The organism is Acinetobacter sp. WCHA45 (assembly GCF_002165255.2).
In the GTDB taxonomy this organism is placed as follows: domain Bacteria; phylum Pseudomonadota; class Gammaproteobacteria; order Pseudomonadales; family Moraxellaceae; genus Acinetobacter.
Genome location: NZ_CP028561.1, coordinates 2,808,425 through 2,823,329, shown reverse-complemented (window position 1 = coordinate 2,823,329; position 14,905 = coordinate 2,808,425). Strand labels below are relative to the sequence as shown.

Sequence of the window (14,905 nt, the reverse complement as noted above, 5' to 3'; positions counted from 1 at the left end):
TCATGTGAATGAGACAGATTGCATCGTGTTTTAGATTGCAATCTGCATGGGGGATAAAGCACTTTGATTGATCACAATCAAAACCAATGAGAAATTACCTAAAGTAGACTCTCAATTATTGAACTTGGTTTTTTAATACAGCATCTGCAATGACCAGTTGCTTTGGAATTAATTTTTGAGCAAAAAAGGCATCAGCTACGTACTGCTGTTCTTTTGCAACTTTTTCAGAAATTGGCTGAACACCAAAACCCATACGAGAAATTGAAGTTTTTAAAACATCGAGTTCAAGTGCAGTTGGTTTTTCGAGTAATTTTGCAGCATCATCAGGATGGGTCTTTACCCAATCTGTGGTTTGATTCAATGTTGTTACCAGTGTTTTTAGAACTTCGGGATGTCCTTCCGCAAACTTACGATCAGCTAAATAGAATTGATGATTGCTGACCAAATGCTCGCCGTTTGCGATCACACGTGCATGGATTTGGTGCTCTGCTGCTGCGAAGAATGGATCCCATATCACCCAAGCATCGACTGCGCCTTTTTCAAATGCTGCGCGAGCATCTGATGGTGGTAAATAAACAGGCTGAATATCATTTAAAGTTAAATTATTGGCTTCTAGTAATTTCAATAAAAGATAATGAACGTTTGAGCCTTTGTTCAATGCAATACGTTTACCTTTCAGATCTTGTACAGATTGTATTGGTGAATCTTTTTGAACGATTAAGGCTTCTGCAGTAGGTGCTGGTGGCTGATTTGCAACATAGACCAAGTTAGGATTTGCTGCTTGAGCAAAGATCGGAGGCGCTTCACCGGCCTCGCCAAATACCACACTACCTACATTTAAGCCTTCTAAAAGTTGGGGGCCGGCTGGAAATTCAACCCATTTTACATGGACGCCCTGAGCAGCAAGATTCTTTTCTAATTCACCTTTTGCTTTGACAATCGGCAAAATGCCATACTTTTGAAAGCCGATATTTAATGTGGTGGTTTCTTGTTTTGGTGTTGCTTGCTGTTCAGGTTTTTTTGCACAACCTGCAACGCCCATTACGCCAGCAATAGTTGCTGCGATGATGGTTGAAGTTGCCCATGAGCGATTGATAAAAATAGTCATGTTGATTGTGCTCCCCAGAAAATTACAAGATCTAAATAAGTTGAGCAATTAAGCTAAAACTTTTTTTAATGCATAAAAAATAAATAATTGGGCTTTGCTTATGATGAAAAGTGCAAAATAGAAAAATAGATAATGTTATTGAGAAGATGAATAAGGATTGAAATTTAATTAGCACATAAGTTTTTGTTTTATATTTTGATTTTTTAAAAAACAGTGCGCTTATTTTTCTAATGAGCTGAATAAAAATAGAAAAGAAAGAGGTCAAAAGATATCTTTATCAGAAATAAAGATATCTTCAGGTCAAATATAATTAGAACAAAACTTTTTTGAAGACTAAGGAATTACGCTGATAATTGTAGAGCGCTTGTCGAGCATTCGGTAAATCATCAACACTTGCTGGGCTGAAACCCTGCTCTAAAAACCAATGTGCGGTACGGGTCGTGAGAACAAACAGTTGTTGAATACCTTGTTGTTTTGCTTTGGTTTCCAAAAATTGCAAAATTTGGCTACCACGATTCGATTTACGATAACTCGAATCGACAGCGACACAGGCAATTTCAGCGGATTTAATTTCACCTGATTCAGCAGGAATAGGATAGAGCGCTGCACAGGCTAAGATCATGCCATCTCGTTCAATCACCGCGAACTGTTCTATTTCACTTTCAAGACGTTCACGTGAACGATAGACTAAAATACCTTCCTGTTCGAGTGGACGTAATAAGTTGATTAAACCGCCAACATCATGAATATTGGCAATGCGTACTTCTTCATAGTGGGCATCTGTGATTAAAGTGCCAATCCCGTCGCGTGTAAATAGTTCTTCAATCAAAGCACCATCATAAGTATATGAAATGAGGTGAACACGATGCACCCCAGATAATGAAGCTTGTTGAGCTTGTTTGAGGTGTAAGGCGAATTCTGGATATTGTGTTTGGTATTGTTGAATATAAGGTTCAAGTTGATACGAGCTTAATTCACGTAATAATTGTTGTTGCTCATTCATTAATCCTTGTTTTTCACCCAACAAAATCAATTTATCGGCTTGTAATGCAGTTGCTGTTTTAGTCGCAACTTCTTCCGCCAATAAGTTAAATACTTCTCCAGTGGTTGAGTAACCTGTAGGCCCTAGTAACACAATATTGTGATTATCTAAGTGACGTTGAATTGCATCGGTATCAATTGAACGGACTTCACCTGTGAGCTGAAAATCAACCCCATCCCGAATGCCATAGGGTTTAGCCGTTACAAAGTTACCCGAAACCACATCAATGCGGGCACCATACATGGGTGAATTTGCTAAGCCCATTGATAGAAGAGCTTCAATTTCTAAACGAATCGATCCAACTGCATTCATGATACTACGTAGTGATGCACGAGTTGTCACACGACGACTTTGATGAAAAGGCGTTTCAATTTGGTTTTCACGTAGATTTTGATTAATTTGTGGGCGTGCACCATGCACCAAAATCAAACGAATCCCTAAAGAATGCAATAGGGCAATATCATGAATAATATGCTGAAAGTTTTGGTGTAAGACGGCCTCACCACCAAACATAAGCACAAAAGTTTTATCACGATGGGCATTAATATATGGTGCTGAGTGGCGAAACCAATGCACATAATCTTGCGTTGTGCTATGTGAAGTTTCAGTCATTTGGTTCGCCATGTTCATCTCAGATATACATCAATTTATCTGATTCTAACGAAAAAAATAAAAAGATAAATCTATTCCTAAAACAACGCTTCAACTTTGTACAGTCATCGTCCGAGAATATGTTTAGAACCCCATGATTCGGATAATACTATTATCATCAGAATTGACTAAAATAAAATCATTATTGATTTTATACCATTGCTCATTACGACCAGGGCGTGGGAGATTATTATATTTATAATCAACTTTGTAGCCGTTTCCGCGATAATGCTGTGGCATGACGTAACCTGCTTGCCAGCGATGTTGTTTTAAACGCTCAACACCACGTTCTTCACGCATACGACGTTCACGCATACGGTTTTCATCATCTGGACGATCAAAGTTACGACCTTGCCAGCCCCCACCGCGTGAGTCATCATCACGATCAAAATGTGGACCTGCAAAACTACCCATACTACTCAATAGGGTTGTTGAACCTAAAACCAAGATAATGAAAAATTTTTTCATGATGCACCTTATGGACTTCGGATGTCTCTCATGTGAAAACTGTACCTTAAAAATGCAGAGAAACTGTGAAGATCAATTCATTATTCCATTAAAAAGATGGAGATCCTTAAGCAATTTCTCTAGAAAAGTATCATCGAAGCCCGTATTTAATATAGTTTAAATTTATTATATTCAATTGGTTAAGATTGAGCGTCAATACTTTGTCCATTCATATCTAAACTATCATCACCCATCAAATAAAGATAAGCAGGCATAATACTATCCGGCGTTGGAAGGATTTTTGGATCTTCTTCTGGGTAAGCCTTCGCACGCATCGCTGTACGGGTACCGCCTGGATTAATGCAGTTAAAACGAATATTCGGATAGGTGTTTTCTGCTGCAAAAATCTTACTCATTGCTTCGGTTGCAACTTTAGAAACAGAGTATGCTCCCCATAAAGCACGAGCTTCACGACCTACACTCGAACTGGTAAATACCACTGAAGCATGTTCAGATTTTTCAAGCAGTGGTAATAATGCTTGAGTTAACGCGAAAGGTGCACGTAAATTTACGGCCATGACATCATCCCAAACATCAACAGGGTAATCCGCTAGTTCAACTCGATCACCTAACATGCCCGCATTATGTAAAATGCCATCCAAGCGACCAAATTGTTGCTCAAGCGTATCGACAAGGAGCTCATAGTCATGACTGGATGCAGTTGAAAGCTGTAATGGCAATATTGCAGGCTGTGGTGCACCTAAACCTTCAATTTCATCATAAATGACTTCAAGTTTATTCAGGCTACGTCCATGCAAAACCACAGTTGCACCATGAAGGGCATAACTAAGAGCAGCAGCTCGACCAATTCCATCACCTGCGCCCGTGATGAGAATGATACGATCTTTGAGTAGATCTGGACGAGGTTGATATTCTGAATATTTCATTGTTATGCCTCCTAGTTCTTATGTTGAATGTTTAGCTCATCATACCCTGATTTTCTGATAAAGCAGAGATTTTCTGTTTGAGCAGTTGATGTAACTCAGTCACAGTTTGGATAATTGCATCTGCTTGCCAAGCGTTCAGATCATCACGAGACTCTATTGGTAAATACCCGTAAGCTGCCAAAATGGTATACATCTCTGCATTTCGACCTGCATCAATATCACGTGGGTGATCCCCCACATAGATAATGTCTTTGGCATCCAGATTCAACTGTTTCGCCGCTAGATACATCGGTTCAGGATCGGGTTTGGTATGTGTGACATCTTCAGGACAAACCAAAACTGCACAGCGTTCGGTTAAATTTAATTCAGCCAATAATGATTCACTTAAACCACGTGGTTTATTGGTGACAATTCCCCAAGGAATCTGGTTTGCCTCAAGTTCTTCGAGCAGAGGATACATCCCAACAAATAAATCCGTATCCACCACAATATTGTCACCGTATACATCTAAAAAGCGCTGGCGATGGGCGAGAAAGATGGGATCGGTCACATCCAATTCTGGATACACCAATTTGACCATTGCCCGTGCGCCTTCAGATACTTGAGTGCGAATGGTTGCTGCATCAACAACAGGGCGCTGTTCATCACGGCACATTTGTTGAATGATGCGAATAAAATCTGCAGCAGTGTCGATCAAAGTACCATCAAGATCAAATAAAACGGCTTTCATTAGGCACCTGTATTTGTGGTATGAACCATATAATTCACATCTACATTGGGTGCTAACCAATAATGCTTAGTGATAGGGTTGTAATGTAAGCCTGTCATTTCTTTTAGACTCAAGCCTGCGTTACGAATATCATGCGCCATTTCTGAAGGGCGGATAAATTTATGATAATCATGCGTACCTTTTGGTAACAAACGTAGGACATATTCTGCGCCAATAATTGCGAATAAATAGGATTTTGGGTTGCGATTAATGGTCGAAAAGAAGACGTGTCCACCTGGTTTAACCAGTGTTTGACAGGCTTTGATAATTGAGGCTGGATCAGGAACGTGCTCCATCATTTCCATACAAGTCACTACGTCATATTGTCCTGCTTGTTCTTGCGCCAACTCCTCAACTGGGATTTGACGATATTCAATATTTTGCACATTGTCTTGCTGTGCGTGTAAACGTCCTACAGCAAGCGGGGCTTCGCCCATGTCGATCCCTAAAACATCAGCGCCACGACGAGCCATACTTTCTGCCAAAATACCGCCACCACAGCCAACATCAAGCACTTTCTTACCTGCTAAGCCACCAACACGTTCGTCAATCCAATTTAAACGTAAAGGATTGATTTGATGAAGTGGGCGGAACTCAGAATGTTGATCCCACCATTTAGCAGCCAATGCTTCAAATTTTGCGATTTCTTGTGGGTCAACATTCAATTGTGACATGGAAATACCTCTATATTAGGATGATTATTTCGGTTTAATCTGTTGTTAGTGTAGCGCTTCTTGAAAAAAAAGCGATAAATCCAATAAAAAACTTCACACAAGCAAAACGAATTAGTCGTGTTTGATTTATATTTAGCATATAAACTTACGAAAAATGCTTAGAGGAAAAGCAAACTCAATGAAAAAGTTAGTATTAGGTGGTTTAAGTGCAGCTGTAATGGCATTTTCGATGAATGCAATGGCTGCTGATTTTGTTGCTGGTAAAGACTATACCGTGGTTGCCAACCCGGGTAAAACAGCTGCGCCAGCGGGAAAAATTGAAGTACGTGAATTCTTTTGGTACGGTTGCCCGCACTGCTTTAAGCTTGAACCGCATATGCAAACGTGGTTAAAGAAGATTCCAAGCGATGTATATTTCCTCCGTACGCCTGCAGCGATGAATAAAGTATGGGAGCAGGGTGCTCGAGGTTACTATGTGTCTGAGGCACTAGGTGTACGTAAGAAAACCCATATTCCATTGTTCCATGCCATCCATGACGGCGGACAACAAATTTTTGATCAAGCATCACAAGCAAAATTCTTTGCCCGTTATGGCGTGCCTGAACAGAAATTTAACAGTATGTTTAACTCTTTCCCAATCACTGCAAAAGTGGCTGAGTCAAATAAATTGGCACAGCAATATCAACTTACGGGCGTACCTGCCGTTGTTGTAAACGGTAAGTATGTTGTGCAAGGTGAAGATGGTAAAGTGACACAAGTTGTTGATTACTTATTAGAAAAAGAACGTAAAGCGAAATAGTTCATACTATGAGCAATAAAAAAGGACTGCAGTAGCAGTCCTTTTTATTTAGTTTTGATCGATTTGTAAATCTTTTAAATCGATTTGAACTTTTTGTGTCGGTAAAGACAGAGCTTGGTTTACATACAGGTTAATCAGCTTCTCACGAGAACCAATTGAACGCTGGTAATAGCTTGAATTCAATAGCAAAGCTGCGCCGTAAGTCAGAGACCAAATATAAGAAAGATAATCACGAATCGACATATCATAATTCTGTGATTTTAAATATTTTTCAGTCATATCTTTGAGCGAAATAATACGCTGTTGGCGGATCGCATAAAGCTCATCGAACAGATGTTTGAGCTTGGACTCAGTCATCGTCAGATGTTCTTCTAACTGATGCAGTAAAATCGTACGACTCGGTGAGGTTAAATGATAAAGCATATAGCGAGGCGCATATTCTTTGACATCAGTGTTATATTTTTCTGAAATCTTTAGGATTTCTTTTTCATTTTGAATAATCAGTTCCAACAGTAATTCATTTTTACTGCGGAAATGTTTATATAAAGTACCTTTAGCAATATCTAGCTCGGCAACCAGTTCATCCAAGGTCATTTCTTGGTTGTTTTCTAATAAAAGTTTTTCTGCAACCTGCAAAATTTTTTCTTTACGAATTAAGAACTGAGTATGACGATCAGGATTCATGATGCTTATAGGCTCCTCATAGTGTTCTAAACGGCATTTGCATTAGTGTGTTATTAATCATAACGCTAAGCAATGCTTTTATATATCAAACTTTAGCTTTGATAAGATCAGGCGTTTTGTGGTTCCCAGTTCGAGATACCTCGGAAAAGTAAGCGGACTTGGGTCGCTGCATTGTCAATAAATAAGTTTTGTTGTTCTAACAAACGATCAATTCCAAATTGTTTCGGTAAGTTGATCCACGTCATTGCCCATGTAAATGACATATTAATCAGAATCGTTGATAACACTTGTAAATCTTTGGCTTCTCGAATGTGTTTAAAGGTCTCGAGTTTGCATAAATCGATTGCGAGATCTTCAATCAAAAATTCAATCTCACGTGCAATCGCAATACGAACAGTTTCGGAGCCGCCCCAACGTTCTGCAATCATAAATTGCCATTGCTGAGGGCTATGATTGACAGCCTGTACAAACAGTTCAATGCTTGTCCGTGTTTTAGCAGATCCGCTATGTTTTAAATAGCTTTGCCCCAATTGATGAATCAAGCTTTTTAAATGCAAAGACACTTGGTCAACCAGTTCTTGCCCTAATGCCTCCATATCTTGGAAATGACGATAAAATGCCGTTGGGACTAAGCCAACTTCACGTGCAACTTCACGCAAACTAATACTACTAAATGAACGCCCAGAAGTACTGAGGTGGAGCGCTGCATCAAGTAAAGCCTGACGACTCTGTTGTTTTCGTTCATCTCTAATCGACATGAATAAGATCCATTAAAACCATACGGTAGAGTCTAGCAAAAAAAACATCATTTTTTTAGCCCTAATCCATAGCTAAATCAGACACATTTTCAATTAGACAAAGAAATATCAGCAATCGCTTTTGGCGTGGTGAAGCCTAAGAATAATTATTTTATTAATATTTCTAATTACTTATAAAAAGCATAAAAAATTTTCAAAAAAATAGTGAACAAGTGTTGACTCAGTGAACACAAATAATTATAGTGTACATATGTTCACTACAAGAACATTTGTTCACTCAAAATAAATAGCCAGATACAAAACGAGGAACGTATGAACGCAGAGTTAAGTTATCAGCCACATTGGATTCGCGAAGATTTTGTTGATTTTGTTTTGCAAAAAATAAAGCCAACGTTTGCTTGGAAACGCATTCTTGCAGAAGTTACCGCTGTAAAGTCGTTAAGCTCAGATATGGTTTTACTCACCATAAAACCAAACCACAACTTTGATTTAATTGAAGTTGAAGCAGGTCAAAGTGTTTTGATCACGCTAATGATCAATGGGGTTTATCATCAACGTAGCTATTCAATTGTCGATATGACTAAAAATGGTGAAATTCGATTAGGCATTAAGGTTCAAGGCTTAGTATCAAAAGCAGCACAACAATTGCGTGTAGGGGATCGTTTTGAAATCTCTCAAGCACAAGGCGATTTTGTGCTACATCAAGGACAACAACCTGCGCTGTTAATTGCATCAGGTTCAGGGATCACTGCAATTTACTCATTGTTAAAACAGGCAGTTGCTCAAAAGCTTAAAGAAATTCATGTCGTGTATTTTAACCGTGCTGAAGTGTTCCATCAGGAAATATTGGCTTTAGCAAAACAATATCCACAACTGAAATATCACTTTTTTAATACAGCACAGCAAAAGCAGCATTTAGATACCACTTTATTAGAAAAGTTAGTTCCTAATTTTAAAGAATTACAGGCATATGCTTGTGGGCATCACAGCATGATGCGCCAAGCACAAGAGATTTATGCTCAACATGATGTGGTAGGAAATTTTCATCAAGAGTTTTTCCAACCTGTACAAATTGAGCAATCTAACGAAGCTCAACCGATTACTTTCCGCCGTGCGCAACAGAATTTTATTGCAACGACCAATCTATTAAGTAGTGCGGAGCAAGCAGGTTTACGCCCACAGCATGGTTGTCGCATGGGGGTATGTAATCGCTGTAGCTGTACCAAAGTTAGTGGTGTAACACAGAACGTGATTACGGGTGAGATTGATGATCAGCCTAATCGTGCGATCAAGTTATGTGTAAGCCAAGCCCTTAGCCCAGTCACGATTGACCTATAAAAACAAATATTGAGGATAATTGAAATGAATATGGCATTAGAATTTAAAGCAGCATCAAAGTCAGCACATTTTACGCCAGAGCAAGTTGAAGCATTTGGTCGTCGCGTAGAAGAGATTCGTTTGGCTGTTATGCAGAATTTAGGCGAAGAAGATTCAAAATATATCTATAAAGTCCGTAATTTTGTGCGTTATACCGAGATTGCATCTCGTGGCATGTTGATGTTTGGTGGTTGGATTCCACCTGTATGGTTATTAGGTACAGCAATGTTAGGCGTATCTAAGATCGTTGAGAACATGGAACTTGGACACAATGTCATGCATGGTCAGTTTGACTGGTTGAATGACCCAAGTTTACGTGGTGAAGATTATGACTGGGACAATACGTGTTCAGGGAATGATTGGCGTTTTACTCATAACTATATGCACCATACTTATACCAATATTGTGGGCAAAGACCATGACGTTGGTTATGGCATCTTACGTGTCACGGAAGATCAAAAATGGGAAGTTCGTCATTTGGCCAATATTCCATTGGCATTACAGTTAATGTTCTTTTTCCAATGGTATGTGGGCGTACAAAACCTACATTTAGAAGATGCTTTGGTCTACAAAACTAAAACATGGAAACAAGTGTGGGCAGATGCAGCCGAGTTTCGTAAAAAAGCGACTCGCCAAGTCCTCAAAGATTATGTGTTTTTCCCTGCGATTGCGACCATTAACTTTATCCCAGTATTGGCAGGCAATGCTGTAGCCAATGTGATTCGTAACTTATGGTCTTCGGCAGTGATTTTTAATGGTCATTTTACTGAAGATGCAGAAACCTTTGAAGCCGATAATACTGAGAACGAAAGCAAGGCTGAATGGTACTTACGCCAGATCCGTGGTTCGAGTAACTTCACAGGTGGTAAGTGGATGCACTTTATGAGTGGTAACTTAAGCCATCAGATTGAGCACCATTTGTTCCCAGATATGCCAGCCAATCGTTATGAGCAAGTGGCACCACAGATCAGAGCTTTATGTGCTGAATATGGCGTGAACTATAACGAAGCGAATTTCATGAAGCAATTTTGGACAGTTTGGGTGCGCTTAGCAAAATGTTCATTGCCAAATGATACGTCGGCACAATTGGCACAAGGTTGGACTAATTTAAAAGCGAGATTTAAATTTGCTTAAAGGATTGCTTATTCGTGGAATTGTAACGAATAAGTAAAACTGAAAGCACGTGTAATTGAGCTATACTATGGCGCAATCATATTTGTGCCATAGTTTTAAGGAATCGTTATGCGTATTGACCAAAGAGCATTAGACCAATTACGTGAAGTAAAAATCACACGTAACTATACCCGTTACGCAGAAGGTTCAGTTTTGGTTGAGTTTGGTCATACCAAAGTGTTGTGTACAGCAAGTATTGATAACTCAGTTCCACGTTTCTTGAAAGGTCAAGGGCAAGGTTGGGTGACTGCTGAATACGGTATGTTGCCACGTTCGACGCATACACGTAGTGACCGTGAGGCAGCGCGCGGTAAGCAAACAGGACGTACCCAAGAAATCCAACGTCTCATTGGTCGTAGTCTTCGTGCCATGGTGGATTTGAAGAAGTTGGGTGAGAACACGATTACGATTGACTGTGATGTCATTCAAGCAGATGGCGGTACTCGTACAGCAGCCATTACAGGCGCAGCGGTAGCTTTAGTTGATGCTATGAATGTGTTACTGAGCAATAAAAAGATTAAACAAGACCCGTTAAAAGGTCTCGTAGCAGCAATCTCAGTAGGAATGTACCAAGACGAAGTCTTACTCGATTTGTGTTACGAAGAAGATTCAAATTGCCAAACGGATTTGAATGTGGTGATGACACAAGCGGGCGAATTTATTGAAATTCAAGGAACGGCAGAAGAGAAACCGTTCACTCGTCAGCAGTCTAATGCCATGTTAGAGCTTGCAGAAAAAGGAATCGCAGAATTGATTCAGAAGCAACAGCAGGCACTCGGTTGGTAATCTCCAGTTGATAGTGCGGGCGGTCTGGTATGTTTAGACCGCCTTTTTTTTATTTATCAATTTAGATGCTAATGAAGCATAAACCTATAAATACTCAGGAAAATGAGTACAACCCAAGTCAAAAGTCCAACCATAGCATATCAACACGAACTTGTTGCCAAGGGCTGTAACAGCAAGTAACGAAATAAACAGGTCAATTTATTTCTCAACATAAAATCACACAATCTTTGCAGTTTGTCACATAACCCATTTATTTGAATCATTTTGCTTTGATAGATTAGAAAAATGAAAAATAAAGAAGGACGGGAAGCATGGTACAAGTTTTTTTGGTTTTATTAACGGCAGTGACTTTTGTTTTAATGGCTGCAGATCCAAGACCAGCAGATTTGACACAAGCTAAGTCAGCTTGGAATGAAAAAGTCGAAGTCTCTAGTGACACTTCGACTCAGAAGGAAACAAAAGATGTGGATAATGCTTAAGCATTAAAACGCATAGATAAATCTACAGCTCTCACATCCTTAGTGAGTACACCCATTGAAATATAATCTACGCCAGTTGTGGCAACTTCGCGTAAGTTCTCAATAGTAATATTGCCTGAAGCTTCTAACTTACAACGTCCTGCAACATGCTTCACTGCATCAATCATTTGTTGCTGGCTGAAATTATCTAACATCACGATATCAGCTCCAGCTTCGAGTGCTTGGTTTAACTCGTCCCAAGTCTCAACTTCTACTTCGACAGGTTTATTTGGGGCAATGTCATGTGCCTTAGCAATTGCTTGAGCAATACCACCCGCTGCCATGATATGGTTTTCTTTAATTAAGAATGCATCAAATAGACCTAGACGATGGTTCTGTCCACCACCCACAGCAACTGCATATTTTTGTGCAATACGTAGACCGGGTAAGGTTTTACGTGTATCAAGCAATTTGGTATTTAAACCCTCAAGTTGTTGCACATAATTTGCAGTTTTAGTCGCCACAGCAGAAAGAGTTTGAATAAAGTTCAAAGCAGGGCGTTCCACAGTCAGTAAACTACGTGCAGAACCTGCAAGTTTTAAAAACGCCTCATTTGCCGCTACAAGTTCACCCTCTTGCTTTAACCATGTAATTTGAACATTACTGTCATATGCTTGAATGAGTGCATTCACCCAAGGCTGACCCGCCAATACCATATCTTCACGGGTAATAATCGTTGCGGTTGCTTGCTCTTCTTCAGGGGTAAGCATTGCGGTAATATCACCATCCCCAATATCTTCTTGTAATGCTTGTTGAATATTGATTTGAATAGATTGTTCAAGCAAAGATTGAGGAATACTCATACCCGTTCCAGTATATTTATGACCAAAAAACTTGTGCGATATATTAGCACCCTCCTCATAAAAAATAAGTATTTCATCTCGATTATTCCTGATAAAGCATGTCAGAATGCAGTAAATAAACATTAAATTGCTGATTCGGGTCATAATGCAACAGACTAAATTTACTCAAGTGCAAGATGGAAAATTAATCGGTGCGACCCAGATTGCATCACCTAATTTTAATACTCGTCCTGATGATACAGATATTCAACTAATTGTTATTCATAATATTAGTTTGCCACCTTCACAGTTCGGTGGAGGCTATATTCAGCAGTTTTTTCAAAATAAATTAGATTGGTCTATCCATCCTTATTTTCAGACCATTGAAGGGATGCAGGTATCCGCACATTTGCTGATCTTGCGTACGGGAGAGGTCATTCAATTTGTAAACTTTAATGATCGCTCATGGCATGCAGGGCGCTCGAGTTATCTGGCTCAAAAAGAATGTAATGATTATTCGATTGGGATCGAATTAGAAGGCAGCGATGATTTGCCTTTTGAAGTTGAACAATATCAGGCTCTCGTAGAAATCGTAACGGTATTGCGACAGGCCTATCCAAAAATTCAGAATCATATTGCAGGTCACTCTGATATCGCCCCAAAACGTAAAACTGATCCCGGGTTATATTTTGATTGGCAATTATTCCGTCAATTACTATCTAAAAAAACTTCGTCGAATTTATGATTTCACAACGAAATCTATTTTGACTTTCATTACAATAACGCTTTTTTAAAAGATAAGCCGTAGGTGAATGCGATGGCATTGTGGCGATCGACTGTCATTGTCAGTGCAATGACGATGTTATCCCGAATTTTGGGATTGGTACGTGATGTTGTGCTACTCAATGTATTTGGTGCGGGCAAGGACTTCGATACTTTCGTTGTTGCCTTTCGTATTCCTAACTTTTTTCGGCGTTTATTTGCGGAAGGGGCATTTTCTCAAGCCTTTATTCCTGTTCTAACAGAATATAAAACCAGTCGTGCGCATGCCGAGGTTCAGATTCTCATCAGTCGAGTTTTTGGTTGTCTACTCACAGCTATGTCATTATTGACGTTTGTCGCAATGGTTGCTGCACCTGCAATTATTTATATCTACGCACCCGGATTTCATAACGATCCTGAAAAATTTGACCTTGCCGTTGATATGTTTCGTCTTACGATTCCCTATCTGATGTTCATGTCATTAACGGCTTTTGCGAGTAGCATCTTAAATAGTTATGGTTCATTTGCATCGCCAGCGTTTTCACCTGTGTTGCTGAATCTGGCAATGATTGCAGGGGCGTGGTGGCTAACGCCGTATATGGCGGAGCCAATTATGGCATTAGGCTGGGCTGTTGTCGTGGCAGGGGTTTTACAGCTCGCAATTCAGATTCCTGAATTATGGAATAAAAACTTACTGATTCCCCCAAAAGTTGATTTTAAACATGAAGGTGTTGACCGTATTTTAAAACTGATGTTACCTGCTTTATTTGGTGTATCAGTCACGCAGATCAACTTATTGCTGAATACGATTTGGGCTTCATTCATGCAAGATGGTTCAGTGTCATGGTTATATAGTGCTGAACGTATGACAGAGCTGCCTTTAGGCTTGATCGGTGTGGCGATTGGTACAGTGATTTTGCCATCACTTTCAGCCCGCCACGCCGAACAGGATCAGGCCAAATTCAGGAGCATGATTGACTGGGCTGCCAAGATCATTATGTTGGTGGGCATTCCTGCAAGTATTGCCTTATTTATGCTGTCTACCCCAATTATTCAGGCATTGTTTCAGCGCGGTGAATTTACGTTGGAAGATACACGAATGACAGCATTAGCTCTGCAATGTATGAGTGCAGGTGTGATTTCATTTATGTTGATCAAAGTGTTTGCACCTGGTTTTTACGCTCAGCAAGACACCAAAACCCCTGTTCGTGTCGGTTTGATGGCAGTGGCTGCGAATGCGATTTTAAACGTTGTCTTTATCGGTTTCTTTAAATTAATTGATTGGCATGCAGAACATATGGCTTTAGCTTTAGCATCATCAGGCTCAGCTTTGGTGAATGCGGGTATGCTATATTTCTATTTACATAAACGGAATATCTATCGATTTGGTGCGCATTGGAAGAAACTGGCAATGCAATTTACCATTGCGAACATCACTATGATTGTCGCACTTTGGTATGGATTGACTTGGTATCAAGGTGATATTTCACAGTGGTTAAGAATTGCTGAAGTGGTTGGGTTGTGTGTTGTTGGTGTAGTGGCCTATGTGATTGGATTATTGATTACAGGTTTTAGACCAAGACAACTTAAGCATTAATATAAAAAAACCTCCTGTACAGGAGGTTTTT

Annotated in this window: 16 protein-coding genes; 7 read left to right on the top strand and 9 right to left on the bottom strand. The window is 39.7% G+C overall.

Annotated features, from left to right (window positions below; genetic code table 11):
* Positions 1-115: 115 nt before the first annotated feature.
* The 6 genes from CDG55_RS14910 to ubiG form a co-directional block, all read right to left on the bottom strand.
* Complete coding sequence (locus CDG55_RS14910; RefSeq protein WP_087536669.1) at positions 116-1,108, bottom strand: sulfonate ABC transporter substrate-binding protein; 993 nt, start codon at positions 1,106-1,108, stop codon at positions 116-118.
* Between the two features lie 310 nt (positions 1,109-1,418).
* The gene (gene argA, locus CDG55_RS14905) at positions 1,419-2,774 is read right to left on the bottom strand and encodes an amino-acid N-acetyltransferase (RefSeq protein WP_087536668.1); all 1,356 of its coding nucleotides are present in this window, start codon (positions 2,772-2,774) and stop codon (positions 1,419-1,421) included.
* Between the two features lie 111 nt (positions 2,775-2,885).
* Positions 2,886-3,269 (bottom strand): RcnB family protein, encoded by a 384-nt coding sequence (locus CDG55_RS14900; RefSeq protein WP_087536667.1) that lies wholly within the window; start codon positions 3,267-3,269, stop codon positions 2,886-2,888.
* Positions 3,270-3,448: 179 nt separating this feature from the next.
* Positions 3,449-4,195 (bottom strand): YciK family oxidoreductase, encoded by a 747-nt coding sequence (locus tag CDG55_RS14895; protein WP_005163614.1) that lies wholly within the window; start codon positions 4,193-4,195, stop codon positions 3,449-3,451.
* Positions 4,196-4,226: 31 nt separating this feature from the next.
* Complete coding sequence (locus tag CDG55_RS14890; RefSeq protein ID WP_005163613.1) at positions 4,227-4,925, bottom strand: HAD family hydrolase; 699 nt, start codon at positions 4,923-4,925, stop codon at positions 4,227-4,229.
* Positions 4,925-5,638: a bifunctional 2-polyprenyl-6-hydroxyphenol methylase/3-demethylubiquinol 3-O-methyltransferase UbiG gene (gene ubiG, locus CDG55_RS14885; RefSeq protein ID WP_087536666.1), complete on the bottom strand. Its 714-nt coding sequence runs from the start codon at positions 5,636-5,638 to the stop codon at positions 4,925-4,927. The genes CDG55_RS14890 and ubiG overlap by 1 nt, the downstream gene beginning before the upstream one ends.
* Before the next feature lie 178 nt (positions 5,639-5,816).
* Between ubiG and CDG55_RS14880 the strand changes: the two genes are divergently transcribed.
* A complete protein-coding gene (locus CDG55_RS14880; RefSeq protein ID WP_005163611.1) occupies positions 5,817-6,437 on the top strand; it encodes a thiol:disulfide interchange protein DsbA/DsbL in 621 nt (206 codons plus the stop codon).
* Positions 6,438-6,485: 48 nt separating this feature from the next.
* Here CDG55_RS14880 and CDG55_RS14875 read toward each other — a convergent pair whose 3' ends face one another.
* The gene (locus CDG55_RS14875; RefSeq protein ID WP_004665358.1) at positions 6,486-7,121 is read right to left on the bottom strand and encodes a TetR/AcrR family transcriptional regulator; all 636 of its coding nucleotides are present in this window, start codon (positions 7,119-7,121) and stop codon (positions 6,486-6,488) included.
* A 107-nt stretch (positions 7,122-7,228) separates the two neighbouring features.
* On the bottom strand, positions 7,229-7,879 hold the full coding sequence (locus CDG55_RS14870) for a TetR family transcriptional regulator (protein ID WP_087536665.1): 651 nt from the start codon (positions 7,877-7,879) through the stop codon (positions 7,229-7,231).
* A 312-nt stretch (positions 7,880-8,191) separates the two neighbouring features.
* On the opposite strand from CDG55_RS14870, the gene CDG55_RS14865 reads away from it, so the two are divergent.
* The 4 genes from CDG55_RS14865 to CDG55_RS15360 all read left to right on the top strand — a co-directional run bounded on the left by CDG55_RS14865 (position 8,192) and on the right by CDG55_RS15360 (position 11,694).
* On the top strand, positions 8,192-9,217 hold the full coding sequence (locus CDG55_RS14865; protein ID WP_087536664.1) for a ferredoxin reductase: 1,026 nt from the start codon (positions 8,192-8,194) through the stop codon (positions 9,215-9,217).
* A gap of 30 nt (positions 9,218-9,247) precedes the next feature.
* Positions 9,248-10,390, top strand: a complete 1,143-nt coding sequence (locus CDG55_RS14860) for a fatty acid desaturase family protein (RefSeq protein WP_171287568.1) — start codon at positions 9,248-9,250, stop codon at positions 10,388-10,390.
* Positions 10,391-10,498: 108 nt separating this feature from the next.
* Positions 10,499-11,215, top strand: a complete 717-nt coding sequence (gene rph, locus CDG55_RS14855; protein WP_004665354.1) for a ribonuclease PH — start codon at positions 10,499-10,501, stop codon at positions 11,213-11,215.
* A gap of 311 nt (positions 11,216-11,526) precedes the next feature.
* Complete coding sequence (locus tag CDG55_RS15360; RefSeq protein ID WP_171287528.1) at positions 11,527-11,694, top strand: hypothetical protein; 168 nt, start codon at positions 11,527-11,529, stop codon at positions 11,692-11,694.
* On the opposite strand, the gene nadC is transcribed toward CDG55_RS15360, so the two are convergent.
* On the bottom strand, positions 11,691-12,536 hold the full coding sequence (gene nadC / locus CDG55_RS14850) for a carboxylating nicotinate-nucleotide diphosphorylase (protein ID WP_087536662.1): 846 nt from the start codon (positions 12,534-12,536) through the stop codon (positions 11,691-11,693). The two genes, CDG55_RS15360 and nadC, sit on opposite strands and share 4 nt — an antisense overlap.
* A 145-nt stretch (positions 12,537-12,681) precedes the next feature.
* On the opposite strand from nadC, the gene ampD reads away from it, so the two are divergent.
* On the top strand, positions 12,682-13,260 hold the full coding sequence (gene ampD, locus CDG55_RS14845) for a 1,6-anhydro-N-acetylmuramyl-L-alanine amidase AmpD (RefSeq protein WP_087536661.1): 579 nt from the start codon (positions 12,682-12,684) through the stop codon (positions 13,258-13,260).
* Positions 13,261-13,323: 63 nt separating this feature from the next.
* A complete protein-coding gene (gene murJ, locus CDG55_RS14840; protein ID WP_171287527.1) occupies positions 13,324-14,874 on the top strand; it encodes a murein biosynthesis integral membrane protein MurJ in 1,551 nt (516 codons plus the stop codon).
* The last annotated feature ends 31 nt before the right edge of the window (positions 14,875-14,905 follow it).